At 48.7% G+C, this 25,938-nt stretch carries 24 protein-coding genes; 16 read left to right on the top strand and 8 right to left on the bottom strand.

Annotated features, from left to right (window positions below; genetic code table 11):
* Positions 1-2: 2 nt before the first annotated feature.
* Positions 3-686: a response regulator transcription factor gene (locus BMW79_RS22225; protein ID WP_089898215.1), complete on the bottom strand. Its 684-nt coding sequence runs from the start codon at positions 684-686 to the stop codon at positions 3-5.
* Between the two features lies 1 nt (position 687).
* A complete protein-coding gene (locus BMW79_RS22220; RefSeq protein WP_177192288.1) occupies positions 688-2,304 on the bottom strand; it encodes a sensor histidine kinase in 1,617 nt (538 codons plus the stop codon).
* Positions 2,305-2,465: 161 nt separating this feature from the next.
* Here BMW79_RS22220 and BMW79_RS22215 point away from each other — a divergent pair, with 161 nt between their 5' ends.
* Positions 2,466-3,269, top strand: a complete 804-nt coding sequence (locus BMW79_RS22215; RefSeq protein WP_143059252.1) for a GLPGLI family protein — start codon at positions 2,466-2,468, stop codon at positions 3,267-3,269.
* 59 nt (positions 3,270-3,328) lie between these two features.
* Here BMW79_RS22215 and BMW79_RS22210 read toward each other — a convergent pair whose 3' ends face one another.
* The gene (locus BMW79_RS22210; RefSeq protein WP_089898207.1) at positions 3,329-6,136 is read right to left on the bottom strand and encodes an outer membrane beta-barrel protein; all 2,808 of its coding nucleotides are present in this window, start codon (positions 6,134-6,136) and stop codon (positions 3,329-3,331) included.
* Positions 6,137-6,369: 233 nt separating this feature from the next.
* On the opposite strand from BMW79_RS22210, the gene BMW79_RS22205 reads away from it, so the two are divergent.
* The 11 genes from BMW79_RS22205 to BMW79_RS22155 all read left to right on the top strand — a co-directional run bounded on the left by BMW79_RS22205 (position 6,370) and on the right by BMW79_RS22155 (position 17,060).
* Entirely contained in the window at positions 6,370-6,714 is a 345-nt protein-coding gene (locus BMW79_RS22205; RefSeq protein ID WP_089898205.1) for a YciI family protein, read from the top strand.
* Positions 6,715-6,716: 2 nt separating this feature from the next.
* The gene (locus BMW79_RS22200) at positions 6,717-7,967 is read left to right on the top strand and encodes an RNA polymerase sigma factor (protein WP_218150409.1); all 1,251 of its coding nucleotides are present in this window, start codon (positions 6,717-6,719) and stop codon (positions 7,965-7,967) included.
* A gap of 58 nt (positions 7,968-8,025) precedes the next feature.
* Positions 8,026-8,424, top strand: coding sequence for an HYC_CC_PP family protein (locus BMW79_RS22195; RefSeq protein WP_143059251.1), 399 nt, complete (start codon positions 8,026-8,028; stop codon positions 8,422-8,424).
* A gap of 165 nt (positions 8,425-8,589) precedes the next feature.
* Positions 8,590-9,879, top strand: coding sequence for an efflux RND transporter permease subunit (locus BMW79_RS22190; RefSeq protein WP_089904069.1), 1,290 nt, complete (start codon positions 8,590-8,592; stop codon positions 9,877-9,879).
* Positions 9,880-9,881: 2 nt separating this feature from the next.
* Complete coding sequence (locus BMW79_RS22185) at positions 9,882-11,807, top strand: efflux RND transporter permease subunit (protein ID WP_089898201.1); 1,926 nt, start codon at positions 9,882-9,884, stop codon at positions 11,805-11,807.
* On the top strand, positions 11,791-13,044 hold the full coding sequence (locus tag BMW79_RS22180; protein ID WP_089898200.1) for a TolC family protein: 1,254 nt from the start codon (positions 11,791-11,793) through the stop codon (positions 13,042-13,044). The genes BMW79_RS22185 and BMW79_RS22180 overlap by 17 nt, the downstream gene beginning before the upstream one ends.
* Positions 13,022-14,227: an efflux RND transporter periplasmic adaptor subunit gene (locus BMW79_RS22175; protein ID WP_089898199.1), complete on the top strand. Its 1,206-nt coding sequence runs from the start codon at positions 13,022-13,024 to the stop codon at positions 14,225-14,227. Before BMW79_RS22180 ends, BMW79_RS22175 begins: the two co-directional genes overlap by 23 nt.
* Positions 14,206-15,420 (top strand): efflux RND transporter periplasmic adaptor subunit, encoded by a 1,215-nt coding sequence (locus tag BMW79_RS22170; RefSeq protein WP_089898198.1) that lies wholly within the window; start codon positions 14,206-14,208, stop codon positions 15,418-15,420. The genes BMW79_RS22175 and BMW79_RS22170 overlap by 22 nt, the downstream gene beginning before the upstream one ends.
* Positions 15,421-15,449: 29 nt before the next feature.
* Positions 15,450-15,989: a DUF3347 domain-containing protein gene (locus BMW79_RS22165; RefSeq protein ID WP_089898197.1), complete on the top strand. Its 540-nt coding sequence runs from the start codon at positions 15,450-15,452 to the stop codon at positions 15,987-15,989.
* Between the two features lie 18 nt (positions 15,990-16,007).
* Complete coding sequence (locus BMW79_RS22160; RefSeq protein ID WP_089898196.1) at positions 16,008-16,598, top strand: DUF3347 domain-containing protein; 591 nt, start codon at positions 16,008-16,010, stop codon at positions 16,596-16,598.
* A gap of 6 nt (positions 16,599-16,604) precedes the next feature.
* On the top strand, positions 16,605-17,060 hold the full coding sequence (locus BMW79_RS22155) for a heme-binding domain-containing protein (protein ID WP_089898194.1): 456 nt from the start codon (positions 16,605-16,607) through the stop codon (positions 17,058-17,060).
* A 27-nt stretch (positions 17,061-17,087) separates the two neighbouring features.
* Here the strand turns inward: BMW79_RS22155 and BMW79_RS22150 are convergent, their stop codons facing one another.
* Complete coding sequence (locus BMW79_RS22150) at positions 17,088-17,291, bottom strand: helix-turn-helix transcriptional regulator (protein ID WP_089898192.1); 204 nt, start codon at positions 17,289-17,291, stop codon at positions 17,088-17,090.
* A gap of 6 nt (positions 17,292-17,297) precedes the next feature.
* Entirely contained in the window at positions 17,298-17,651 is a 354-nt protein-coding gene (locus tag BMW79_RS22145; RefSeq protein ID WP_089898191.1) for a hypothetical protein, read from the bottom strand.
* A gap of 116 nt (positions 17,652-17,767) precedes the next feature.
* Between BMW79_RS22145 and BMW79_RS22140 the strand changes: the two genes are divergently transcribed.
* Both BMW79_RS22140 and BMW79_RS22135 read left to right on the top strand, forming a co-directional pair.
* Positions 17,768-18,217, top strand: a complete 450-nt coding sequence (locus BMW79_RS22140; RefSeq protein ID WP_089898189.1) for a MarR family winged helix-turn-helix transcriptional regulator — start codon at positions 17,768-17,770, stop codon at positions 18,215-18,217.
* A gap of 2 nt (positions 18,218-18,219) precedes the next feature.
* Entirely contained in the window at positions 18,220-19,050 is an 831-nt protein-coding gene (locus BMW79_RS22135; protein WP_089898187.1) for a universal stress protein, read from the top strand.
* 3 nt (positions 19,051-19,053) lie between these two features.
* Here BMW79_RS22135 and BMW79_RS22130 read toward each other — a convergent pair whose 3' ends face one another.
* Both BMW79_RS22130 and BMW79_RS22125 read right to left on the bottom strand, forming a co-directional pair.
* Entirely contained in the window at positions 19,054-20,064 is a 1,011-nt protein-coding gene (locus BMW79_RS22130; RefSeq protein ID WP_089898185.1) for a lipid A-modifier LpxR family protein, read from the bottom strand.
* A 127-nt stretch (positions 20,065-20,191) separates the two neighbouring features.
* Positions 20,192-22,645: an ABC transporter permease gene (locus BMW79_RS22125; RefSeq protein WP_089898182.1), complete on the bottom strand. Its 2,454-nt coding sequence runs from the start codon at positions 22,643-22,645 to the stop codon at positions 20,192-20,194.
* A gap of 194 nt (positions 22,646-22,839) precedes the next feature.
* Here BMW79_RS22125 and BMW79_RS22120 point away from each other — a divergent pair, with 194 nt between their 5' ends.
* Positions 22,840-24,378, top strand: coding sequence for an MFS transporter (locus BMW79_RS22120; RefSeq protein ID WP_089898180.1), 1,539 nt, complete (start codon positions 22,840-22,842; stop codon positions 24,376-24,378).
* On the opposite strand, the gene BMW79_RS22115 is transcribed toward BMW79_RS22120, so the two are convergent.
* Positions 24,375-24,968: a TetR/AcrR family transcriptional regulator gene (locus tag BMW79_RS22115; RefSeq protein WP_177192287.1), complete on the bottom strand. Its 594-nt coding sequence runs from the start codon at positions 24,966-24,968 to the stop codon at positions 24,375-24,377. The genes BMW79_RS22120 and BMW79_RS22115 overlap by 4 nt on opposite strands.
* A 57-nt stretch (positions 24,969-25,025) precedes the next feature.
* On the opposite strand from BMW79_RS22115, the gene BMW79_RS22110 reads away from it, so the two are divergent.
* Positions 25,026-25,814, top strand: a complete 789-nt coding sequence (locus tag BMW79_RS22110; RefSeq protein ID WP_089898176.1) for an alpha/beta fold hydrolase — start codon at positions 25,026-25,028, stop codon at positions 25,812-25,814.
* Positions 25,815-25,938 lie beyond the last annotated feature (124 nt).

Here is a 25,938-nt window from a genome sequence, read left to right as displayed (position 1 = left end):
TACTATCCAAGCACAAACCTATATCCAACCCCCTTGATCGTAAGTATCTGCAGGTTATCATCCTCTTTAAGATGCACCCGTAACCGGGTGATATATACATCGAGGTTACGGCTATTGAAAAAGGAATCGTGGCCCCAGAGCAGATCCAGGATGTTTTTCCGGTCGATGATATCGTGACGGTTTTCGTAGAGGAGCTTGAGTAATTCGCTTTCTTTGTACGATAGTTTTTTTTCTTCCACATCATTGGCCAATACCTGGCGATGACTATAGAATCTGAATTTGCCGATTTTTATATGATTGGCAGCAGTAGCAGGTGTAGGGTCCGATTTACGCAATACGTTTTCAATGCGTACAATCAGTTCTTCCATACTGAAAGGTTTACGGATATAGTCATTGCCGCCCAGGGTAAAGCCTTTCACCAGGTCGTTCGTCTGTGTTTTGGCGGTGAGAAACAGGATGGGAACTTCCTGGTCGAGCGCACGGATTTCGGCCGCTAATTCAAAGCCGTCTTTGTTGGGCAACATAATATCCAGGATACATACGGCCGGATTGGTTTGCTTAAATAAAGATATCACATGCGCACCATCGCTTTCCAGGATCACTTCATATCCCCGCCGCTGCAGGCTCTCCTTCACAATTTTGCCCAGGGACAATTCATCTTCAACGTATAAAATTCTAATACTCATTTCAGCCTGTTTTTATCTTTGTAATCTTTCGCCCATTGTCGTAGTAGATCACCGGCGCTTCTGCAAACGGAAGTTTGATAGAGAAGGTACTGCCTTTACCCAATTCGCTTTCCACTTCAATAATACCCATATGCGATTGCACGATATGTGATACGTAGCTCAGTCCGAGTCCGTAACCTTTGATATTATGCCGGTTACCACTGGGTACCCGGAAGAATTTTTCGAAGATCTTATTTTTATATTCCCGCGCAATACCTATACCGTTATCGGTTACACGTAGTTCAAGATATTGTTTGTGATCAATGATATGAATCAGGATATTGGGATCCTGTGTACTGTATTTTAACGCATTGTCCAGCAGGTTATACAACACGCTGGTCATATGAAGTTTGTCGGCGTTAATGGTGAAGTTATGACCGGTCCTTTTCAGGGTGGTAACTGCGCGTTGTTTTTCAAACTGTAGTTTCATCGAAATCATTACATTCCTGGTAAGGTCTGTAAGGTCAAAGGTTTCTTTGTTTAACGGAATCTCCCGGTTTTCAAACATCGACAACTTCAATACTTTATCTACCAGTAAGGCCAGCCGGCTCATCTCATTGGCAGATATATCCAGGTATTCCAGCGTGGTTTGCAGGTCTTCCAGCGCGTCGAAGCTCCGCAATGCTTCTATGGCTACGCTCACGGTGGCAATCGGCGTTTTCAGCTCATGGGTCATGTTGCTGATAAAATCGTTTTTCAGTTGCGCCAGCCGTTGTTGTTGCTTCAGGTTGCGGTATAGCAATAAAAACGAAAAGATGGTGACCGCCAGGAGGAAGAACGAAATCAGGATCGGCTGACTGATTCGTCTCAGCAGGTACCAGGTATTGTTCTGAAATAAAACCTGGTAGCGGACAGGTTTTGTGAAGCCGATGATCACGGTATTACCGTCCAGGTCTTCCGGGAATGTTTGAAAGTTGGCGTAGTTGTTACTGGTATCTATTGGTAACATATTAACAACAAAAGGCACTTCCATTTTTTCCCTTGCCAATGCCTGCTGGTAGTGGTCTGTTACTTCTTTTACGGTAATGGAATCCCGCAGTGAATCCACGCCTACGAGAAAATCGTATACCCTGCCGGTGGTAGCGGCGGGGCGGGTAATAGCATACGGCACATTCAGGGAGTCCTTTGCATTGAAAGGGGCAGCCTTCAGTGCCACCATCATGGCGGGACCCTGGGCCGGCATACCGGCTATATTTGTGGGCATGGCCGTGGTACGACGGAAAACCGGCGGCTCCTGTGGCATGCTTTCATCCAGCAGCGGGCTGCTGGGTACTGCCATTACACCTGGCAGGGTTCTCATCATGGTGGTGGTATCCCTGATTCTTTCCTGTAATACGTTGGAAATGCCGGTCATGCCTGCCCGGTCAGATATACGGAGACTGATATTGGAATCGAGGTTCAGTTTCACTGCCTGCAACCGGAAAATAGTTTCGCGGAACAGGATATTGGTGCGGGCAGTAAACAGGCGTTGCTCCTCGCGGTAATTATTGGTCAGCCAGTAGGCCTGGAAGGCGGTGATCAGCAGAATGGTCAACGCAATCAGGAAAACGGTAGCCGGTATGGAAAGTTTGTATCGCACCAGGTTGTTTGAATAGTCAATAATAACAATACTATCGCAAATGTATTGTTTCCTCCCTCCCCGGCATGAAAACATTAACCTAAATTAACATTAAATCAAGTCATATTAACCTCCGTTGCGATGGGAAGGAAATAGCTTTATTCCCTCAAAAACGATGCAGTATGAAGAAAATTATTTTAACACTTTCTATGATAACAGGTGTGCTGGCAGCCGGTGCCCAGCAGCAGAAGGGCCGGGTGAGTTATGAGCGTACCGTGCAGATGCAGTTCCAGATGTTTGGATTATCTGCCGATGCCGGCGCTCCGCCACCACCGCCTCCTGCACACAAAGATAAACTGGAAGTGCTGTTCGGCAATGGCCGCTCACTGCGCCGCAATATAGTGGAAGAAGAGGCCATCCCCGACGGATTCGCCGTACAGGGCCGCACGGCCGTTGGCGTAATGATGATGGGGGATGCCGACAATATTACCTATACTGATTTTTCCCGCAACCAGGTGGTAAATCAGCGCGAATTTGGACCCAAAACTTATATCGTTACAGACAGCCTTACAAAGCTTAACTGGAAGTTAACAGGTGAAACAAAGACGATTCTCGGTTATGTCTGCCAGCAGGCGCTATCACAGCGTATCGGCAAACGCATAATGACCAATGTGGAAAATGGACAGCTGAAAAACCAGGAAGTACCCGATACCGCCACCATCACCGCATGGTTTACACCCGCTATTCCCGTACCGGCGGGTCCCGACTACCAGGGACAGCTTCCTGGTCTCATCCTGGCCGTTGATATCAATAACGGCGCTACCGTTTACCAGGCCATCGAAATATCACCGGACGTCAACCTTTCTACGATAAAAGAACCCTCTAAAGGAAAGAAAATAACCGAAGCGGAGTTTACAAAGATGCGCGACAAAATGATGTCGGAAATGCAGCTTAACATGTCTCCTGTCAGAGCCACAAGAATGTAAAACGCTACGAAAAAAGAAACGGCCCCGGAATTTTATCTTCCGGGGCCCTTTTTTGTCCGTTAATGCCGGATCAGTTGCATCATCGGCGCTGCTCCATTACCCATTTTACTCAGGCTATACGTGAAACTCAGCATGAAAAAACGTTGCAGGTTCCGGGTACGGCTATCCTCGATGTAATTCTGGTTGGTACTCCTGTTAATCCCCACATTTTCGTTCAACAGGTCGTTTACACTCAATTTCAGTTCCCCCCGCTGATAGCGCAGAAACTGACGGCTCAGCGAGGCATTCCACACAGGCACTTTCGCATTAAAGCCATCTGCCCGGCGACTGTTAACCATATACATAAAATTAGTATTGAAATAAAAGCTGGCCGGCAACTGCCAGTTGATATCCGTTTCATATTGCTGGGAAAAATAACCACTATTAAGCGATGGCTGCAACGAGTAATTACTTTTATAGTAATTCACACCCGCATTGAAAGACAGGTCCAGCTTAGGGGTAGGGGTGAGGTCGAACCGCACGGAAGGCCCCACAGAAACGGTCTGGATATTATTGACCGCCATATTGATAAACTGTTTCGTACTGCCGTAACCGATATTACTGCTGAAATTAACGGTGCCTTTCAGTGCTTTCAGCGGGAACCCCGCACTAACGCTGCCGGACATATTAAATACGCCGTTTACATTCACAGGTCTGCTGCGCTTTACACCGGAAGAATCTACCATATCACTGCTGACGATCTTATTTTGTGTTTCCTGCAGCGTGAAAAATGCAAACAGGTTCTTATTCTGAAACGGATTCACAGAGATAAAATTCAACTGCATGGCATGCGTCAGTTCCGGTTTCAGCAATGGGTTACCCTCGCGGATGTTCAGCGGATCACTGATATCCGGTACCGGTTGTAACTGCGACATATCCGGTTGATTGGTCATCGCTACATAATTGATACTCAGGTTACGGTAACGGGAAAAATCGTACTGGAAGCGGAGCGACGGCAGCAGGTTATAAAAGTTTTTGCCGATCACGGAATCCTTTTTGCCGGCAATGATTTTTCCTTCCAGTGAAGCAGCCTGCCAGTTGAGGCCCGCCGCCAGGCTGAATTTCTTTTGTTTCGTGCGCAGGCGGAAACCTGCATTGGTATAGCTATAGGTATTCTCGAAGTTGTTGGTCAGCGCCGGGTTCAGCTGATCAAATTGGCCGCTGTGCGGATTATAGTCGTACGTAGTTTTGTCGGATGTGCTTTTCGAGTGACTGTTACCCAGGCTTAATTCCAGCAAGGACCGCTTGCCGAGTGGTTCCGTGTATACCGTCCGGGCATTGTAACTATTGAGGTTACCCGAAATGGTATTCTGCTGATGAATAGAATCATAACCGGGCTGGGAAGGAGGCCGGTTAAAGAAATGATTGACAGAAAGCAGGCTGCCATTGCTTTCGCTGTTATTGAGGCTGTTTTGCAGCGTAAGCGAAAGTGTTCTGCCTTTGCGCCGGAATTTTTTCCGGAACAGCACTTCGTTACTGAAATTCGTACCATGGCCACTGGAGCTATTCTTGCTAAAGCCCTGGTTGGTCAGTTGCTGATCCTGTGAAAGCGTTTCATAGGAACTTTCATTTTTGTTCTGTGTATCCTGGTACCCCAGGGTAGACGTGATTTTTATCGAGAAAAGCGAATCCACCTGGATATCGGCGCCTAGGTTCACACGGTGACTGTTGTTCAGGTTATTGCTGTTGGTATGCTGGTTATAGAAATAGGAAGAATCGGGCAGGAAGTATTGTCGTTTGATATCGCTTTCCTGCTGCGGATTGTAGCGGTTATAAAAATAACTGCTGGTGAATTCGGTTTTCTTTCCGATGAGATTATTGTAATTAACACCTCCCCCCAAAGCGGTCGTAATGCCGTTGCCGCTGTTGCCGCCGGAGAGGGCGCCAGCGGGGTTAGCTGCGCTCAGGGCGAAGCTGGAGTTACCGCTGCCGCCTTGTCCCATTTTGGCCATCTCTCCGCTGAAATTCATCATATCCATGAAGGAAAAACCTTCTGCATTGATATTATTCGCCATACCGAGAACGGAAAGCTGACGGGCGCCTTTAAAGGAGTTCAGGTTAAAACGGCCTTCATAGCGGTCGTCGGTACCTCCGCCGGCCATGGCTTTTCCAAACATACCTTTCTTTTTTTCTGCTTTCAGTTTCAGGTTGATGGTCTTCTCGCTGTTGCCGTCATCAAATCCCGTCAGCTGCGCGGCATTGCTCAGCTTATCATATACCTGCACTTTGTCGATGGCATCTGCAGGCAAATTTTTAGTTGCCATTTTAGGGTCACTGCCAAAGAACTCTTTTCCATCTACCAGCACCCGGTTTACTTTTTGACCTTGTGCCTTTACGGAGCCATCTTTTCCTACCTGTACACCCGGGAGTTTTTTCAATAATTGTTCTACACTGGCATTGGGCGGAGTTCTGAAGGAACCGGCGTTGTATTGCACGGTATCGCCGATAAGCGTTACCGGCGGCGCTTCCCCGGAAATTTCTACCTCATTGAGCATCCGGCTGCGGTCGTGCAGCACAATACCGGGGAGGTTCACCGCAGGCGCAGTAGCGCTGATGGTAATCGGCAGGCGCTGGTTTTGATAATTTACATGCGTGATCAGTAAACGGTATTCCCCGGCGGGAACATTCAGAATTTCAAAATGCCCTCTCTCGTTGGTCATGGTAAAGGACACCAGGGAGGAATCCTTTTTTTGCAGCAAGGTGATGGTGGCAGCTACTACAGGCCGCCCGGCCACGGTGTCTGATATCGTGCCTTTGATAGTGCCATGCTGGGCATGTGCAGCGAAGGAAAAAAGGCACAGGAACAGCCACCCGAAATATTTTTGCATAGTGCGATCTACTTTTGGACCGAAAGTAATGGCCCCCCTTGCAAAAGCAGGTTAACCAGCCTTGCATTAATGTTAATGAAGGTTAATAAATCCGGTTCCCGGTTTCTGCCTATTTTGGTAACTTCGGGCCTGGAAACCGGCGCTGCATAGGGGAGATGCATAAAATACCTGCTTTTGTCCCCATCCGGCACCTTCAATCGTTATAAGGTGGTAAACAATAAAATGATTCAGCTATGAAGGACTTTGTATTAATTTTCAGAAACAGTGAGAACCCGCACGCAAACCCATCTCCGGAAGAATTACAGGAAAGGATGAACTGGATGGGCGGTATTGCTGCCCAGAACAAGCTGGCCGATAAGGGTAACCGCCTCTCTGCCACACAGGCGAAAACCGTGCATCCCAACGATGTAGTAACCGATGGACCTTATACGGAGATCAAGGAATTTATTAGTGGTTACCTCATCGTAAAAGCCGCCAATATTGAGGAAGCCGTGGAACTGGCAAAGGCCAATCCTATCTTCAAAACGGGTGGTAATATTGAAGTCAGGGCCGTACTCACACCCGGCGATAACAGCTAAGGATGAACACGCAATCCAACACGCTTTTACCACATCTGTTCAGATCAGAGTATGCTAAAATGACGGCTGTATTATGCCGTCATTTTGGCCTGCAACATATGGAGATCGCGGAAGACATTGTCAGCGAAACATTTTTAAAAGCCACAGAAGTATGGGGGATCAATGGTACTCCTGAGAACCCCGTCGCCTGGTTGTATACCGTGGCAAAGAACAGGGCGAAGGACTATCTGAAACGGCAACATCTCTTCGATACACGGATCAAAAGTGCGCTGACCACTCCGGAAGGCTACACCGAAACGGAAGTGGATTTCGGGCCGAAAACCATCACCGACAGCCAGCTGGCCATGATCTTTGCCGTATGTAATCCGGCTAATTCCCGGGAGGCACAGATCTGCCTGGCTTTGCAGATCCTTTGTGGTTTCAGCGTAGAGGAAATAGCCAATGCTTTTCTCTCCAAAACAGAAACCATTAAAAAGCGATTGCTCCGCGCCCGTGCCGTACTCCGGGAAGATAATTTCCAGATCCGGGAACTTCATGCTGCCGCCATCTCCTCCCGGCTGGAAGTAGTATTAAAAACCCTGTACCTGCTTTTCAATGAAGGCTACTTTTCCAAAACCAATAATCACCTCATCCGGAAAGATCTCTGCTCAGAAGCCATCCGCTTGACGCTATTGCTCACAGAAAACCCATTGACCAACACCAGGGCTGCCAACGCGCTGCTGGCGCTTATGTGCTTTCAAAGCTCCCGCCTCGATGCCCGCGCTGGCCTGGAAGGCGAAACCATCCTGTTTGAACAACAGGATAAAAACCTGTGGAGCAAAGAACTGATTGAAAAAGGAAATTACTACCTCGTAAACGCCTGCTCTGGTAATGAGTTATCAAAATATCATCTTGAAGCCGGTATTGCCTACTGGCATACTACTCCCACGGATACACGTAAATGGGAACATATCCTGCAACTCTATAACCAGCTGATAGTAATGACCTATTCTCCTGCGACCGCCCTGAACCGCACTTTCGCTTTTGCGAAAGTATATGGCGCGGAAGCTGGTATCAAAGAAGCCCTTGCGCTGCAACTGACGGACAGTGACGACTACTACGCGTTGCTCGGTTATTTATTTACCGGTATTGATCCGGAAAAAGCGATTGGTTATTACGGCCAGGCTATTACCCTCACAAAATCTGCTGCGCAAAAGAAAACCCTGGAAAAAGAAATCGCGCGGCTCCGGGAAAAGAAAAATGGAGCGATATAAAACAATCTTAAAATTATGTAACAATTGAATGCATGATTACGACTAAGTTTGTGGCCGGATGAAAAAGATTTTCGCACTAATATTAGGTATCTTATACATGGGGGCATCTACCGGCGCCACTTTCCATATGCATTACTGCATGGATAAGCTGACGGAAGTGCAACTATGGCATGAGGATTCCAAAAAGTGTGATCAGTGCACTGCCGGCCATTCTGACTCCTGCCGGAAGAAGTGCTGCAAAGACCAGCACAAGACAGTGAAGCTGGAAAAAGACCAGCATGCCACGGAGAACCTGATCTCTTTTATGCAGCAGGCTACTGCGGTCATACCCGTTTCCTGGGCCACGTTTTCACCCGGATATGTAGTATCCCTGGTGGAAGCATTTCCGGTAAGCCATGCGCCACCGCGAAGTAGTAAGGTAGCCCCGCATATTTTACATTGTAGCTTTTTGATCTGATCCCCGCATATCTCCCCGTTACCTCCCGGTAACATCACATTTTCCATTACATACACTGATTGCTGAAACCGGAACCGGGTTCCTGGCCATGCCATGCCGTTTCCTGTCAGCTTCCACCTTAAAATAGCACAGGTGCCGGCGCATCTGTATTCCAAAAGAACAACTATGGTACATCGGATTATTGAATGGTCCTTACACAACCGGTTCATAGTGCTGGTATTGGCCGCCGTATTATTTGCCTGGGGCCTCTTTGCAGTAAAGAAAAACCCTATAGACGCCATTCCCGACCTCTCAGAAAACCAGGTCATCGTATTTACAGAATGGATGGGCCGTGGCCCGCAGCTCATCGAAGACCAGATCACCTATCCGCTGGTCACCAATCTACAGGGATTGCCACGCATTAAATATGTAAGAGGTAGTTCCATGTTTGGTATGAGTTTTATCTATGTCATTTTTAATGATGATGTAGATGTGTACTGGGCGAGGGAAAGAGTACTGGAAAGACTCAGCACTGTGTCCCGGACCCTGCCCGCCGGTGTTACGCCACAACTCGGGCCGGATGGTACCGGCGTAGGACATATCCTGTGGTATACACTGGATGCACCCAATATGGATCTGGGAGAGCAACGTGCGTTGCAGGACTGGTACGTAAAATTTGCCTTACAGAATGTTGAAGGCGTAAGTGAGATAGCATCGTTCGGTGGTTTTCAGAAGCAATACCAGATCACGCTCGATCCGAATAAACTGCTCTATTACCGATTATCCGTAGCCGAAGTGATCAACGCGGTACGTACCAACAATAATGAATCCGGCGGCCGCAAGTTTGAACTCAGCGACATCGGCTATATCATTAAAACATCGGGCTACCTGAAGTCGGTCGCAGAAATAGAAAACATCACGGTCAAAACGCAGAACAGTATCCCCATCCGTATCGCAGATGTAGCCGCTGTGCAGATGACCGGCGAAACGCGCCTCGGTATCTTCGACCAGAACGGTGAAGGAGAAAGGGTAGGAGGCATTGTCGTGATGCGCTACGGTGAAAATGCCGATGCGGTGATCGATAAGGTGAAGGCAAAGATGAAGGAAGTCTCCAAAGGCTTTCCCGATGGCGTAAAATTCGATATTGTCTACGACCGGGGAGCACTGATCAAAGAATCAGTAGATGCCATTAAACATACGCTTTGGGAAGAAATGATCGTGGTATCAGTGGTGGTGATCATCTTCCTGTTTCACTGGCGCAGTGCGCTCAGCATTATTATCCAGATCCCCATTACCCTGTCAGCCAGCTTTATCCTGCTCAATGCATTTGGCGTGTCTTCCAATATTATGTCGCTTACCGGTATTGCACTGGCCATCGGCGTGATTGTAGACAACGGGATCATCATGAGCGAAAATGCCTATAAACACCTGGCAGAAAAGTATGCCGCGTGGGAAGCACAACAAAAAAGCAAGTAACTATGAATTGGTTCAGAAAAATATTTAAGAAACAGGAGCAGTGGATCACCGAAGAAGAACGGCTGAAGGTGATAGAACAGTCCAGTAAACAGGTGTCCCGGGGCGTATTTTTCGCCACCATTATTATCATCACCTCTTTCCTGCCTGTTTTCATGCTCACCGGCCAGGAGGGGAAACTCTTCCACCCGCTTGCCTATACGAAAACGTTTATCATGATCGTGGATGCACTGCTGGTCATCACTTTGGCGCCCGTGCTGATCTCTTTCTTCATGAAAGGAAAGTTCAGACCGGATCACGCCAATCCGGTGAACAGGGTACTGGAACGGGTATACGAACCAGTGATACGCGGCGTATTAAAGTGGCGTAAAACGACGATTGCCATTAATATCATCGCCCTGGTGATTACTATTCCCCTGCTGAGAAGCCTGGGGAGCGAGTTCATGCCGCCACTCGATGAGCAAAGCATTTTGTTTATGCCGGTTACGCTGCCGGATATCTCCAATGCAGAAGCCAAACGCATATTGCAGGTACAGGATAAAATCATCAAATCGTTGCCGGAAGTAGACAAGGTACTGGGAAAGGCCGGTCGCGCCAGTACCGCTACCGATAACTCGCCCATCAGCATGATTGAAACCATTATTATGCTGAAACCGAAATCGCAGTGGCGCAAAGGCATCACGAAGAAAGATATTATCCAGGAACTGGATAATAAACTACAGATTCCTGGTGTGGTGAATGGCTGGACACAACCCATCATCAACCGTATCAATATGCTGGCAACGGGTATTCGTACAGACGTGGGCGTTAAGGTATACGGGCAGCGGCTGGATTCTATTGCCGCCGTATCGGACCGGGTAAAAACAGTACTGGAAGGCACACCCGGTATCCAGGACCTCTATGTGGAGCCGGTAACCGGTGGCAAATACCTGAATATTGCGGTGAGAAGAGGCGACCTGGCCCGGTATGGTATCAGTGTGGATGAAGTGAACCAGACGGTGGAAACTGCCATGGGCGGTGCTCCGATCGGTAATACAGTGGAAGGCCGGCAGCGGTTTTCCATCAGCGTGCGACTGGCACAGGATTATCGCAACAGTGTGGAACGTATCCGCCGCATCCCGCTGATGTCGCCAACTATGGGAGAAGTGCCCTTGTCATCCGTAGCAGATGTGGCCTTTGAAGATGGTCCGCCGATGATTTCCTCGGAAAACGCCATGCTGCGCGGCGCCGTATTATTCAATGTACGCGGCCGCGACCTGGGCAGTACCGTAAAGGAAGCCATTCAGAAAATGAATGCGGCCAAAGGGGTACTGCCCGCAGGCTATTACCTGGAATGGAGTGGTCAATATGAAAACCTGATCCGTGGAGAGCAAACGCTGATGTGGATTGCGCCCATTGTACTCATCATTATTTTCTTCTCCCTGTATTTCGCTTTTCACTCTCTCAGGGAAGCTTTTCTTAGTCTGATTACGGTGCCTTTTGCACTGATAGGTGGCGCCTATATGATTTATTTCTGGGGCGTAAACCTGTCGGTAGCCGTGGCCGTGGGTTTCATCGCCTTGTTTGGTATCGCGGTGGAAACGGGTATTGTGATGGTCATCTATCTCAATGATGCCATGCAACAGCTGGTGAAAGAAAAGGGCGATGCCATTACCAAAGAAGACCTGCGTATTCACGTGATCCATGGCGCCGCCAAGCGGCTGCGTCCCAAACTGATGACTGTCTGTGTATCGCTGTTTGGCCTGGTACCGGTGCTGTGGGCCAATGGAGTAGGTACCGATGTGATGAAGCCGGTGGTGCTGCCGATGATCGGCGGCGTACTCACTTCTTCCACACATATCCTGCTGGTAACACCCCTGATCTTTTTAATGGCGAAGGAATACGAATTGCGTAAGTACGGAAAAATAACGATTCATGAAACACATCATTAAATATATGGTATGGGTGCTGTTACTGGCACCGGTATCACTGTTTGCACAGCAAACGCCGGTATTGCCGCTGGATACGATTCTCCGGCGTATAGACCGGAACAACCTGCTGCTGCAATCTTACGGACTAAAAGCAGAAAGTTATCAATACAGCGCTGATGCGGCCACCGCCTGGATGGCACCGATGGTAGGCGTGGGTACTTTCATGACGCCTTATCCCGGGCAGAAAGTAATGGACAGCCGCGACAAAGGCAGCCTGATGTTGCAGCTGGAACAGGATATTCCCAATCCAGCCAAACTCAACGCCAAAAAGCGCTATATCGCTTCGCAGGGAAATGTGGAACAGGCCGGCAGGGATATTACGCTCAACGACTTTAAAGCACAGGCCCGGCGGTTGTATTACACCTGGCTGGTAGCCCAGCAGCGGATAGGGGTGTTACGGGAGAATGAAAAGATCATGTTGACCATGAAAAAGATTGAAGAAGTAAGGTTTCCTTACAATCAATCCCAGTTGAGTGGTGTGTTTAAAGCTACCGCTAAAATAGAGGCGAATGAGAACATGATCCGTATGCAGGAAGGTACGATCGCCAAATCCCGCTCCTGGCTCAATAGCATGATGAACCTTCCCGGTAACGAAACATTTACGATCGATACCGCTTTTCAACCCGTGTTTACACCTGCAGCTACTTACGATACTGCCTCACTGGCCCTGGCGCGTAAGGATATATTTAAAATGGACGAAACTATCCGCTCCATGCAACTGGATATTGAAAGTATGCAACGTGAAAAGAAGCCGGATTTCCGCGTGCGGTTCGATCATATGTATCCGCTGGGAGGTATGATGCCACAGGCTTTCAGCGCCATGGGCATGATCAGTATTCCGATAGCTCCCTGGTCGTCGAAGATGTATAAATCGGGTATAAAATCGATGCAGTACAACGTGCAGGCCATGGAAAAGGAAAGATCAGCCATGCTGCAGGAAACGCAGGGTATGCTGTATGGGATGCAGTATGAAATACAATCTATGCAGAAGAGGATTGCAGCGATGGAAGAAAAGATCATCCCGGCACTACGACAAACACTCGATGCCAATTTCCTGAACTACCAGGAAAATAAACTGGCATTGTCCAATGTGATCGATTCCTGGGAAGCGCTCACGATGATGCAGTCGGACGTACTGGATGAAAAATTGAAACTCTACGAAATGATAGCAGACTATGAAAAACAATTATATCGTTAGTGCGCTGGCCATCGCTTTGCTGGTATGGACCGGCTGCACCAGCAGTGTACCAAAAACGGCGAAAGCCGGTCACCGGGAATGGGCGGCGGACAGCAGCATTTTGCCGCTAACCAGGCCGGTGAATGAGCAGGTGATGGCTACTATCCCTGCTATTACAGCAGATAGCGGTACACGTATCTACGCTTCGGAAGTACGGGGCATTATGACTTACGACACGCGCAACCAGACCAGCATTGCCAGCAGGGTAGGCGGCCGGATAGAACAACTGCGGATAAAATATAATTACCAGCCGGTAAAGAAAGGACAGCTGATCATGGAGGTATATTCCCCTGATCTGGCGGCGGCACAACGGGAACTGCTATACGTAGCGCAAAACAGTCCCGCGCTATTGCCCCAGGCGAAGCAGCGCCTGCAATTGCTGGGCATGCAGCCGGCGCAGATAACACAGGTACTTGCCACCGGGAATATCCTGTATCGCGTACCGGTGTATAGTAACAGTGACGGCTATATTTCTGAAACAGCTGCGGCACTCCCTGCCGCTCCTGCGGCCACAGCATCAGCGGTTCCTGCAGGTGATGGCATGGGGAGCATGGGAGGCGCAGCACCAGCATCCGCTCCCACCGCATCCGCCCCGGCGGCTTCACCGGTGTTACTACGGGAAGGGCAGTACGTAGCTGCAGGACAACCGCTGTTTATCATTTACCAGGATCAGCACCTGGTGGCGGAGTTTTCTTTTCCACCACAGCTGGCGGCCCGCATAAAAAGCGGACAGTCCCTGTTGTTTTACCCGGACAATGATTCTAAGGCCATGCAAACCGGTCGTATCGGGCTGGTAGTGCCGGTTTTTCGAAACGGTGAAAATTTCACGCTGGCAAGAGTATACCTCGATAGACAGCATTTCAGGATAGGCCAGTTGCTCACCGCCAGTATGCCCGTGATGTACACAGATGGATGGTGGCTGCCAAAGAAAGCCGTTGGCCGGCTTGGTAATACCACCGTGGTATTCAGAAAAGAAAAAAACGGCTATGTGCCGGAAGTGGTACAAACGGGCGTGGAAGCAGAAGATAAGATCCAGGTGATGACGCCCATTGGCGGCTGGCAGGTGGCTTCCAATGCCGCTTACCTGGTAGACAGTGAAAGCTTTATTAAAACCAACAACTCATGGAAAGGAAACGATTTATAAGCACCATAGCGGCCGTTACTTTACTGCCTTCACTGTTTCTGGCGGCATGCAAAGATGCCGCGAAGAAAGACAGTGCCGCCGCAGAAAAACAGACGTACACCTGTCCCATGCATCCACAGGTGATCCAGGAAAAGCCGGGTACCTGCCCGGTTTGCGGCATGGACCTGGTCCCCTTTGATAAAAACAATAAAGAATTGTCGCTCACGCTGGGAGAAAGCCAGATAGCACTGGGAAATATTACCACCCTGGTGGTAGGCCAGGGCGCCTTATCCAGCTTTAAGCAGCTGAATGGGCGACTGGTAACAGATCCTGAAAAAACAACGGTTATTTCCAGCCGGGTACAAGGGCGTATCGAAGCGCTGTACGTAAAAGAAACCGGTGTAAAGATCAATAAGGGGCAGCCATTGTATAAGATCTATTCCGAGCAGCTGGCGGCGTTGCAACAGGAGTACCTGCTTACTGCTGCGCAGGCCCGGCAGTTTCCCGATGATGCCCGCTTTCAGCAGATAGAAAAAGCTGCGCGCCAGAAGCTGGTCCTGTATGATCAGTCGGATGCACAGATAAAGCAATTGCTGCAATCGCAGCGGGTGAGCCCCTATGTCACCTATCCGGCTACAGAAAGCGGGGTAGTAGCAGAATTGTCTGTTACAGAAGGACAGTACGTTTCGGAAGGAGGCGCCGTCATGCGGCTTGAAGGTTATCACCAGTTATGGGTAGAAGCAGATGTGTATCCTGCGGAGGCGCAGACAGTGGCCGTAGGTCAAAAGGTGAAAGTAGTGGTGGCCGGATGGGAAAATGATCCGCAGACCATGACGGTTCAGTTTATTAACCCGGCATTCCAGAGCGGTAGTCAGCTGATGCAGTTGCGCGGCACGGTGCCGAATCCGGATAACCGCTGGCAGCCCGGCTTGCAGGCGAATGTACTATTGCCCGTAAAAAGTACCGGCAACGTGCTGAGTTTACCGGTAGATGCGGTAATCCGCGATGGTAAAGGCGCTCACGTATGGCTGGACACAGGCGCCGGGAAATTTGAACCACGCAGGGTCACCACCGGTATCGAAAACTTTGATGCCGTAGAAATTACCAAAGGCCTGGAAGATGGTGATAAAGTAGTGGTGACCGGCGCATACTTACTGTACTCCGAATACATGCTGAAAAAGGGCGCCGATCCAATGGCCGCTATGGGTAAATAAGGTTTTCATCTCACTAAAAAATAAATACTATGACAATTTTAATGAAGGCCATGATGCCGGTACTGATAGCAGGGTTAATGGCTGCCTGTAACAGCGGTGATACGACAAAAACAGCAGTGGTAAAAGACAGTGTGACTGCTGCTCCTGCGCCCGTAGCTGCCGCTGTACGACTGAAGGATGATAAACTGAACGCCATCTATCCGCACTACGTAAAGCTGACGGCGGCACTGATCAACGGTGATGTGGCCGCAGCAAGAATAGCGGGCAATGCCATCGCCACCGGCGCTGGGGAAATAGCAGGCAGTAATGCCGTGGCTGCAGCAGCTGCAAAAATTACGGCATCTGCGGACCTGGAAGCGCAAAGAAATATTTACGCCGGGCTGAGTAACGACCTGATTGCACTGGTTAAGAAGACGGGTATGGACAGTGGCGCCTTGTACGTTGCTTTCTGTCCTATGGCGATGAACGATAAAGGCGCTTCCTGGTTAAGCGCTGAAAATGAAATAAGGAATCCTTATTTCGGTGAACAGATGCTGACCTGTGGCAGCGTAAAAGAAACTATTCAATAATAATAAAATACAATTACCATGAAAACAATGATGCTGGGCGCGCTGGCTATCGCCGCCGTTATCTTTACCGCCTGCAACCAACCGGAAAAAAAAGCACCTGAAACAACCACTAACGTTGCCGCAAGTACGGAGCCGGCCGCAACACCGCAAACAAGTAACGCCGCTCCGCAGAAAGTGAGCGCCATCAAAGCGGTGGTAGACAATTACCTCGCTATTAAAAACGGGCTGGCCGATGAGCAACCGTCGGCGGTAGCCAATGCGGGAACGGCTATGGCGGCAGCATTGGAAGTACTCGATCATTCGTCGTTTACACCGGCACAGGAAAAAATCTTCAAAGAAAATGAAGACGACCTGAAAGAACATGCCACACATATCAGCAAAAGTGCTGCCCATATTGATCATCAGCGGGAACATTTTGTACAGATGAGCGACGACGTATATGCGTTGGTGAAAGCCTTTGGTGGCGGTCAGACGTTATACTATGATCATTGCCCCATGTACAATGAAAACAAAGGTGCTTCCTGGCTGAGTGAAATAAAGGACATCAAAAATCCATATATGGGTGCTAAAATGTCCGGCTGTGGAAGCGTTAAGGAAGTCATTCAATAATAGCACATGCGGTGGATCAGAACAGGTAGCCTTTTTATTGGCGCAGCGTTGATCATCATGCAGTTTTTCCGGCCGGAGAAAAATAGCAGCCGGCAACAGGTTACGGGGAGTATTGCCACAGTGTCTGCGACGCCGGAGAACGTACAGGCTATACTCCGAAATGCCTGCTATGACTGCCACAGCAACAATACCCATTATCCCTGGTATGCCAGCATACAACCGGCAGGGTGGTGGCTGGCACAACATGTACGCGAGGGTAAAGAAGCACTGAATTTCGATGAATACGCCAGCTATTCGGCGAAACGCCAGGTGAATAAATTGAAACGATTGAGAACGCAGCTGGAAGAGGGAAAGATGCCTTTACCGGCTTACACCTGGCTGCATCCTGCAGCAAGATTAACACCTGCTGAGAAAGATACCGTATTGAAATGGGTGGATGCCCTGTTGCGCAACAAGGAATAAGGAGAGCAGGAGACCTTGGTCTCCTGCTTATTCATCCCCGTCTTCCAGGAAAAAGATCTGCTCTACCGTGGTGTTGAAGATGCGCGCCATCTTCAGTGCCAGGATGGTGGAAGGGGTAAATTTACCAAGTTCAATAGCATTGATGGTTTGCCTGGAAACTTTCGCTTTTTCCGCAAGGTCTGCCTGCGTCATATTTTGTTTGGCCCGCTCTACTTTAATCGTATTCTTCATATCGGATTATCGGCTGTAGCTGCCGGTGAAGAGCAGTCTGCTGTAAAAGATAAGAATGCTCAGACAAAGCACCAGGATGATAAAAGCACGGGGCGTTTCCAACTGGAAGTCCAGCAGACCTTTGCTATGCAGCCAGGTGCTGCCCACCTCAATAATATAACCCACGGCAAAACTGATCATCAGCGCATGGGCTCGTAGCTGCTGTGCTCTCTCGTCTTCTGTCTTCTCCCGGGAAAAAAAGAACAGGAACAACCCTGTAATCAATACCAGTTCTGATCCGGGCTGCGCATGATGCAGCCAGAAAATAGGGATGCCGGTGAGTAATAATGCCAGTGCAGTATATTTTGTAGCAGTAAACATAGAACCTTGTTTTCTTTCTCAAAAGTAAAGTATACTTTACATAAAGACAAGTATATTTTTCATTTAGATAAAATAATAGTTTGAATTCAAACTATTATAATAACTTAGTATAGTCAATGACTACTACAAAAAACATAGCAGAACTGGCGCGTGAACTGGGCAGGGCCACAGGTGAAATGAGAATGTACCTGCGGCAGTACCTGGACATGCAGATCCGCCTGGAGGAAGTAGATATTACTTTCGAATTACTGGAAATACTTGCTTACCTGTACCGGAAAGACGGCGTGAATCAGCAGGAGCTGGCAGACATAACAGCGAAAGATAAATCCAGCATGACCTACCTGATCGATAGTCTTGTGAAAAGAGAGATGGTTACCCGGAAAGAAGATCCCCAGGACAGGAGAAGTAAACTGATTTATTTAACGGTGAAGGGTAAACGCCTGGAAAAGAAATTGGGTCCATGGATCGTGGAGATTTATGAGAAGGCAACGGAAGGCCTCACCACGGCGGAAGTACAGCAGGCTTTACTGATAGTGCAGAAAATGAATGATAATTTAAGAAAATAGTTATGAAGACTTTACTCGTACCGGTCGATTTAAACGCCACCACCCTGAATACCGTCCGCTTCGCGGCCGCCTGGGCTTCACATTATGATTACCAACGTATCATCCTGCTGAAAACATTTTACGATAACATCTTCAGCAATATCGTAATGTCCGCCGAGTATGGCGCCGTGAACCAGGACTTCATGCAAAGTCACCGGGAAGAAGCAATGACGCAATTGCAGTTGCTGGCACAAACCATCGGATCAGCCATCAAAGTGGAAATTGCTATTAGTGAAGCACCGTTGTTGAGGGCCGTGATGGAAGTTATATCGGAAGAAACACCTGAAATGGTGCTGCTGGGCAGCAATCCGGGCGACAGCGACGGCCTCGTGTACCGCAACATTATTCCTATTGCGAAAGTCAGTCCGGTGAGAGTAATGGTAGTTCCCGCAGGATATGTATACCAGCCGGTCAGTAAAGCATTGGTGCCGGTCGATTTCCAGGCCATGCACGAACTCGACAAACTCAATAAGCTGAAAGCGTCTCCCCGTTGGGCAGATACCCGCCTCCTGGTGCTTAATGTAGACCCGGAAGAACATTACAAGCATCCCGATGAAGAGTTCAGGGAAGTAGAGTCAGATCTGCATGAGTACCTGAAAAACTTTCAGCACGAAGTATTTTACCGCAATGATAAAGATACGATCAGCAGCATCATCGATTTTGCCGCTACGAATGACATAAAGCTGATCATCGCCCTGCCGGGAAAACATAGTTTCCTGTATACGCTGACGCATAAGAGTATTTCCGAAGCGATTTACAGGGCGGCAACAGTGCCGGTGGTTATTTTGAAGTAGTGATCACCACCCGATATAAAACGAAAGATTCCCCACTTCATGATGCTTTAAACCATTGATCACCGGCGTCAATGTTCTTTGTGAAAACGAGAACCCCAGGTTCCGGTAGGTGGCGCCCAGCCCATAATCTACTCCCACGAGGATTTTACGGTTCGAGTAGGTGGGTTGTCCCGCTTTTGTGGGGGCTGGCAGATCGTCCGGCATGGGAACGCCTTTCACCAAGGCATTGGTGAACATGAATTCCGCATTTGGCCGGAGTGTGAAATATAGCTGCCAGGGGCGTCGGGTTTGTTTCGAAGTCGTGTACTGGGAAATGAAACCATTGAAATAGGGACTCATTCTGCCGATGCGGATCAGTGAATAAGCAGATAGTCCATTTAGCATGGTGCCGGCATATACTTGTCCGCCTGCCATAATTTCCGCCCATTTTTTGATACCCAGCAATTGTTTTTCTCCCGTAAGATTAAGATTGAGCAGCAGCTTATTCCCCAACTGGTTTCCCCAGCCCCGTGGCTTCGTAAAACCCAGCAGGTGATGCGCAAAGCTTTGTGTTTCCTTTGCCAGTGCCCAGGGGCCCATTACCCCGGCGAATATTTCTGTTTGTAAGTTAAGTTTCCGGAGAGGGTTGGAAGAATGAAGGGTATGCGTAATAAACAATCCACCGGAATAAGAAAAATCACCGGGTACCGGTTTACTTCTCCGGAGATCTTCGGGTGTAAACATGACCTGCATAAATCCCCACCCATAAGTATTGATGCTTTCCTTTCCTGCTCCGGGCATCCAGCGATCCGGGAAGCCGCGTGGAGGATGGGAACGGGTATAAAACAGATCAAACCGCGTACCATTGGTATAAGCCTGATCCGTTCCATTGCCATTCAGGTTTATGAAGTCGTTGTCTTCATAAAACCGGAACAACCGGGTATTTTCATTGGAAGCTGTCTGTGCTCTCAGACTGTTCCAGCTAGTGCATAATAAGCCACAGTAAATGATTACTGCTAAAATCGTCTTTTTCATCTGGTGCCCGACGTCTTTGCAAAAGATCGTCTATGAAGTTAACGAAGTTGAGCAATCTATCCACATGATTATATTAAAAAGGCGGTCTAAGGACCGCCTTTTTAATATAATCAATTTATCATGCCGGCTATTCTGCCTTGAGGCTTTCTACCGGATTGGCCAACGCCGCTTTCACGGATTGAAAACTTACCGTGAGCAGGGCAATCAGTAAGGCGATGCCGCCAGCCAGCACAAATATCCACCAGGAAAGCGGCGTGCTGTAGGCAAATCCCTGCAACCATTTATGCATGCCGTACCAGGCAATGGGAGAGGCGAGCAGGGCGGCAATGAAAACATACCGGAGAAAATCTTTGCTGAGCAGGGCGGTGATGTTGCCTACGCTGGCGCCCATTACTTTGCGGATACCAATTTCTTTGGTACGTTGCCGCGCGGTGAATGCAGCCAGTCCGAATAAACCAAGACAGGAAATGACTATCGCGATGGTCATGCCGGTATTCATCAGCTGCTCCATCTGCCTTTCCCGCTCGTAAAACTTGCGGATGGTTTCGTCAAAGAAATTGTACTCAAATTTTTCATCCGGGTAGATGCCTGCATACGCTTTGCCAATGTCTGCAATGGTTTGTTGTAACTGCGCACCGGTATGACCCTGTAGCGATAATTTCACATTCACAAAGCGACAGATATCTTTAGACGTCAGTATGAATACCGGTTTGATCTGGTCCCGGAGCGACACGGCATGAAAATCGGCCAGCACGCCTGCAATCGGAATGTTTTTCCGGTAAGGTCCATCGCTCATACCCGGCTCTACAAATTTACCGATCGCCTCATGCGGCGTTTTGAAACCCAGGGCCTTTGCGCAGGATTCATTGATCAGTACTTCCTTGATGGTATCGGAGGCATAGAGATTTCTGCCGGCCAGCAACTTCAGCTGGTATAATTTTATATAATTGGTATCACCAAATTCCAGGTGGCAGTCTGCCGCCATTTCACCGGCGCCCCCTCTGTATTTCAGGAAAGTACCCCAGTGGTTGTTGTCGGAAGGAGGGCCCTGGCTTAAGCTCACCATTTCTACCTGCGGGAACGACTGTATCTTCTCTGCCAGCAATGCAGGCTGACTATTAGGATAAGCCCTGTTGGTGTTGAACGTGAGAATGGCATCTTTCCGGAAACCAAGATCTTTGTGCAGCATGTACCGGATCTGGTTGTTGATCACCAGGGAGCCAATAATAAATACCAGTGAGATGGTAAACTGGAAAACGACCAGGCCTATACGAAGATAGCCCCGTTGATTTCCTTTAAAGCCGGTAGCGCCTTTCAGACTGCTGGCAGGTTGAAAGGAAGATAAAACCTTCGCCGGATATAAGCCCGATAGTAAAGTGGTAAATAGTGTAAGCAGCAACAGGAACAACAAAGTAGGCCAGCTAAATAAATGCATGGAAACCCCATTGGGCATAAAGGCGCTGAAGGCGCTCAGCAGCGGCTTTACAGCAAGCAGGGAAAGCAGTACGGCACTGGCGGTCAGTATAAATGTTTCTGTAAGGAAATAAAGCACCAGGCTCCGTTTGTTGCTGCCTAATACTTTACGGATGCCCACTTCTTTCGCTCTTGCAGTCGATTGTGCCGTAGAGAGATTGATAAAGTTGATCGCAGCAATCACCAGGATAAAACCAGCAATAGCCATCAGGCCATACATGGTAGGCAGATGCGCTTTGCGGCTGTAATTGTCGGTGTAATCGCTGTTGAAATGGAAATCAGATAAGGGCTGCAACCGGAAGGTTTTGCTTTCTCCTTCACCAATTTTCACGCGCTCATTGGCCAGCTGTGCCAGCTGCCGGTTGATCTTTGCCGTATCGCTGCCCGCACTTAACCGCACAAATGCCTGGGTACCGCCAAACATACCCCATTGATCAAACCCGAATTCACCTTTGAAAGGACTGTTCTTCGCAGTGGCAAAGGAGATAAAATCGGTGAATATGAAATCTGTATTCTGTGGCAAATCTTTCACAATACCTGATACACTCACAGGAATAGAATCATTGTAGGTCACTATTTTCCCGATATAGTTTTCGGCAGGTTGCTCACCGAAATATTTAGCGGCGGTACTGGCGGTGAGCACTACCTTAAAAGGTTCTTCCAGCGCAGTAGCCGGCTGACCGGCCAGCCATTTATATTCAAATACTTTAAAGTACTCCGGATAGGTAATAATGACTGTCGGTTTTTCAGCGTTCTCAAATTTTCTTGTAACACCGTTATCACCAACAATCTTTATCTTCGGATAGATGGTATGAATGGCTGCCAGTGTTTCAAAGCCGGTAACGCCTTTAGCCAGCACTTCGGGCGCAGGATCCGGTACTGTAGGCGTTTTATGGATACCATGTATCGGCGATCCCAGTTCGGATACCACCCGGTAAATATTTTCTTTGCCGGGGTGGAAGTTATCATAGGTGAGCTCAAACTGTACACTGAGATATATTACGAGGCAGGCGCTGATACCGAGCGCAAGACCAATCACATTAATGGAGGCGTATACCTTGTTGCGGAGCAGATTTCTCCAGGCTATTTTTAAGTAGTTGCTGAGCATAACCGGAATGATTAGAATGACTACCGTCGAGGTATGAAAAATATGCCAATCATAATGCGACCTGATATTGACGGCGTTATGTTTTTGGTGGCAGTTTAATTTGTCCGCTTGCGGTAATCCGGTGTTCAATATCGAACATTCATAAAATACATTGTCGGGAACATTTTAAACAATTCTACGTTAATCATTGCATTATGACAACCGTTCCACTCCGGAGTGCGGAAGGCAAATGGGTAATGGTAACTACCATCCTTGCTTCTGCCATGGCTTTTATTGATGGTACTGCATTGAATGTGGTATTGCCTTCTTTACAGAAAAACCTGCATGCGTCTGCAGCGGACCTGTTCTGGGTACTCAATGCATATATGCTGATGCTGGCTTCCCTGATACTGATTGGCGGTACACTGGGCGATCGCCTGGGCCGCAAAAAAATATTTATGACCGGCATCTTTATTTTTATCCTCGGCTCTGCACTATGCGGGTTTGCCGGTAATGCTACCTGGCTGATCATTTTTCGGATGATACAAGGGGTAGGGGGCGCACTGATGATTCCCGGCAGTCTTTCCCTGATCACCTCTTCCATCAACGAAAATGAAAGAGGAAAAGCGATCGGCACCTGGTCGTCGGTAACGACACTGGTCACCATGGGCGGCCCCGTACTGGGCGGCGCCCTGGCAGACGCCGGGTTGTGGCGCTATATCTTTTTTATCAATGTTCCTATTGGCGTGGTGGCACTGATACTGCTGGCGCTAAAAGTGCGTGAAACCAGCGATACAGAAGGGGATAAACGCATTGACTACCCTGGCGCATTGTTGATTGCCGCCGGACTGGCAGCACTCACTTTTGGGTTTCTCCGCATGCCTTCGCTGGGTTTCCGTCACTGGCAGGTATGGGGCAGCGTGGTAGGCGGCGTTGTGCTGTTGCTGGTATTTATAAGCGTAGAACAAAAGAGTCCTCATCCGATGTTACCGGTAAAACTGTTCCGCAACTTAACTTTCAGCGGGACCAACCTGCTGACTTTCTTTCTGTATGCCGGTCTTGGTGCAGGCATGTTGTTCCTGTCGCTGAACATGGTGCAGATGCAGGGCTACAGCCAGTTTCAATCTGGCCTCACCTTTTTGCCTTTTACCGTATTGATGATCAGTATCGCAAGAGGCGCAGGAAGTCTGGCCGATAAATATGGGCCCCGTTTATTCCTGGTCGTGGGTCCCTGCGTGGCGGGAGTGGGTTTATTCCTGTTGTCACTGGTGAAGGAGACGCGCGGAGCAGGCGACTACTGGACCACTTTTTTTCCGGGCATCGTCGGACTTGGACTGGGCATGTCTATTACGGTGGCGCCGTTAACCGCTACGGTCATGGGATCGGTGAGCGATCATTTGTCGGGCACTGCCTCCGGTGTCAATAATGCCATTACCCGTATTGCGGGTGTTTTCGCCAACGCGATTTTTGGTGCATTGGCAGTATTATTTTTTGCAGGTGCGGTGCAGCGGGAAATAGCCGCACTACCGCTCACGCCTATACAAAAAGAAACGGTGGTGGCGCAAACAGTCAACCTGGGAGATGCCGTTGTTCCGGCAGATATAGCGCCGGCGCAACAGGCCGTAATCCGCAAAGTATACCGGGATGGGTTTATCACCGCCTATGGCAACATCCTGCGTTTGTGTGCAGGACTGGGATTTATAGGAGGATTGATGGCTTTTTTGCTGATCCGGAATCCCCCTCGTCCGGCCTAGTGTCCGAATACAATCCGGTGTACCGACCAGCGCCAGGTTTTTAGTACCGCGTCATTATTCAGTTTACACAGATCTTTCAGTACCGTAATAGATTCAATCCCAAAAAATACACTCAGCGCTTGTACCATGTGCTGAAATGTAGCTGTATCCAGCGTTTCCTTTAACGGTTTAAGTGCCTCCTCTATCAGTACAATACGTCGGCCTGCACGGGAATAGCCGCTTTTCGGATGAATGGATTCCCCGATCACAGAGCTGAGGAATAAGCGGAATTCCGTTTCATTTTTTGTAAACAGTTTGAAATGATAATCGATCAGCCGGTTGATTCTTGCCGGCAGGTCTGTGTCGGAGATATCCGCAAACAGATCGTCGCTTGTTTTCGCTTTCAGTTGCAAGGCTGCTTCTCTCTTCAACGCATCGGTGCCGGTAAAATACCGGTAGGCAGTGGCTTTTGAAATACCTGCTTCCTTTGCCACACTTTCTACGCTGATGTCGCTTCCCTGCAATAAAAGGGTGTTGGCCATGGCTACCAGTCGCTCGCGTGTTTTTAGTTTCTGTTCAATCCTGCCGTTGTCTAATGATAATTTGCCCATGCCTGGATTTTTATTTTCTGGATAAAGGTAGTATTTTCGTGAGACAAAAGTATCATAATGAGAAAGAATATAAAAGTAAGAGGTATTCAACTGGTGTATGAAGACGCAGGAGCGGGCGCTGTGCTGGTGTTTATTCACGGGCAGCCTTTTAACCGCAGTATGTGGTCGCAGCAGGTGGCGGCATTTGAGAAGAGCCATCGCCTGATTATACCGGATCTGCGGGGATACGGCGAAACGGAACAGCCTTCCGGCATCACTTTGCTGGATGAACTGGCGCTGGATATCATTCATCTGCTGGAAGCGTTGGAGATAAAGAAGGCCGTATTCATCGGCTTATCTATGGGCGGACAAATCCTGTTTGAACTGTATCGGCTGGCGCCGCATTTATTTGAAGGGATGGTATTGGCAGATACAGATGCGGCGGCAGAAACTGCGCAGAGTTATGTGCAGCGATTGCAGTTGTCGCGCGCCCTGATCGAAAAAGGAATGAAAGCTTATACGGATGAAACGCTGCCGCGTTTTTTAGCAAAAGATACACTGGCAGAGCAGCCGGCAGTAGTCGCGCACCTGCGGGAAATGATGGAAACCACGCCGCCTTTGGGCGCCTCGTTGGTACAGAGAGGCCGGGCGGAAAGAAGGGATCATACCGCGATGCTATCTCACATTGCCTGCCCCGTACTGATAATAGTAGGAGAGGAAGATGAATTTACCCCGGTGCAGGTGGCCAAAGGTATGCAGCAGCAGATAAAAGATGCACAACTGGTCGTGATTAAAGCTGCTTCGCATATGCCGAATATGGAACAACCTGAGCTATTCAACACAACGCTCACTGCTTTTATACAATAAGTCCCTCTTTTATCTTTTCTTCTTACAAAATATAAGTTTTTAATTTTTTTTATTATCTTTAAGCAAGATATCCAACTCCACGGATACTTCACTGCGGCGCTACTGCTGCATCCTGCCTTTATTC

Origin of the sequence: Chitinophaga arvensicola (genome assembly GCF_900110835.1) — a bacterium.
Lineage (GTDB): Bacteria > Bacteroidota > Bacteroidia > Chitinophagales > Chitinophagaceae > Chitinophaga > Chitinophaga arvensicola.
Note: the sequence above shows the minus strand (reverse complement) of the source record. Positions and strands in the feature narration are given on the sequence as shown.

Excerpts from the sequence above, each read along its gene's own strand:
- BMW79_RS22225 (WP_089898215.1), bottom strand. The coding sequence starts at position 686 with ATGAGTATTAGAATTTTATACGTTGAAGATGAATTGTCCCTGGGCAAA.
- BMW79_RS22215 (WP_143059252.1), top strand. The coding sequence starts at position 2,466 with ATGAAGAAAATTATTTTAACACTTTCTATGATAACAGGTGTGCTGGCA.
- BMW79_RS22210 (WP_089898207.1), bottom strand. The coding sequence starts at position 6,136 with ATGCAAAAATATTTCGGGTGGCTGTTCCTGTGCCTTTTTTCCTTCGCT.
- BMW79_RS22205 (WP_089898205.1), top strand. The coding sequence starts at position 6,370 with ATGAAGGACTTTGTATTAATTTTCAGAAACAGTGAGAACCCGCACGCA.
- BMW79_RS22200 (WP_218150409.1), top strand. The coding sequence starts at position 6,717 with ATGAACACGCAATCCAACACGCTTTTACCACATCTGTTCAGATCAGAG.
- BMW79_RS22195 (WP_143059251.1), top strand. The coding sequence starts at position 8,026 with ATGAAAAAGATTTTCGCACTAATATTAGGTATCTTATACATGGGGGCA.
- BMW79_RS22190 (WP_089904069.1), top strand. The coding sequence starts at position 8,590 with ATGGTACATCGGATTATTGAATGGTCCTTACACAACCGGTTCATAGTG.
- BMW79_RS22185 (WP_089898201.1), top strand. The coding sequence starts at position 9,882 with ATGAATTGGTTCAGAAAAATATTTAAGAAACAGGAGCAGTGGATCACC.
- BMW79_RS22180 (WP_089898200.1), top strand. The coding sequence starts at position 11,791 with ATGAAACACATCATTAAATATATGGTATGGGTGCTGTTACTGGCACCG.
- BMW79_RS22175 (WP_089898199.1), top strand. The coding sequence starts at position 13,022 with ATGAAAAACAATTATATCGTTAGTGCGCTGGCCATCGCTTTGCTGGTA.
- BMW79_RS22170 (WP_089898198.1), top strand. The coding sequence starts at position 14,206 with ATGGAAAGGAAACGATTTATAAGCACCATAGCGGCCGTTACTTTACTG.
- BMW79_RS22165 (WP_089898197.1), top strand. The coding sequence starts at position 15,450 with ATGACAATTTTAATGAAGGCCATGATGCCGGTACTGATAGCAGGGTTA.
- BMW79_RS22160 (WP_089898196.1), top strand. The coding sequence starts at position 16,008 with ATGAAAACAATGATGCTGGGCGCGCTGGCTATCGCCGCCGTTATCTTT.
- BMW79_RS22155 (WP_089898194.1), top strand. The coding sequence starts at position 16,605 with ATGCGGTGGATCAGAACAGGTAGCCTTTTTATTGGCGCAGCGTTGATC.
- BMW79_RS22150 (WP_089898192.1), bottom strand. The coding sequence starts at position 17,291 with ATGAAGAATACGATTAAAGTAGAGCGGGCCAAACAAAATATGACGCAG.
- BMW79_RS22145 (WP_089898191.1), bottom strand. The coding sequence starts at position 17,651 with ATGTTTACTGCTACAAAATATACTGCACTGGCATTATTACTCACCGGC.
- BMW79_RS22140 (WP_089898189.1), top strand. The coding sequence starts at position 17,768 with ATGACTACTACAAAAAACATAGCAGAACTGGCGCGTGAACTGGGCAGG.
- BMW79_RS22135 (WP_089898187.1), top strand. The coding sequence starts at position 18,220 with ATGAAGACTTTACTCGTACCGGTCGATTTAAACGCCACCACCCTGAAT.
- BMW79_RS22130 (WP_089898185.1), bottom strand. The coding sequence starts at position 20,064 with ATGAAAAAGACGATTTTAGCAGTAATCATTTACTGTGGCTTATTATGC.
- BMW79_RS22125 (WP_089898182.1), bottom strand. The coding sequence starts at position 22,645 with ATGCTCAGCAACTACTTAAAAATAGCCTGGAGAAATCTGCTCCGCAAC.
- BMW79_RS22120 (WP_089898180.1), top strand. The coding sequence starts at position 22,840 with ATGACAACCGTTCCACTCCGGAGTGCGGAAGGCAAATGGGTAATGGTA.
- BMW79_RS22115 (WP_177192287.1), bottom strand. The coding sequence starts at position 24,968 with ATGGGCAAATTATCATTAGACAACGGCAGGATTGAACAGAAACTAAAA.
- BMW79_RS22110 (WP_089898176.1), top strand. The coding sequence starts at position 25,026 with ATGAGAAAGAATATAAAAGTAAGAGGTATTCAACTGGTGTATGAAGAC.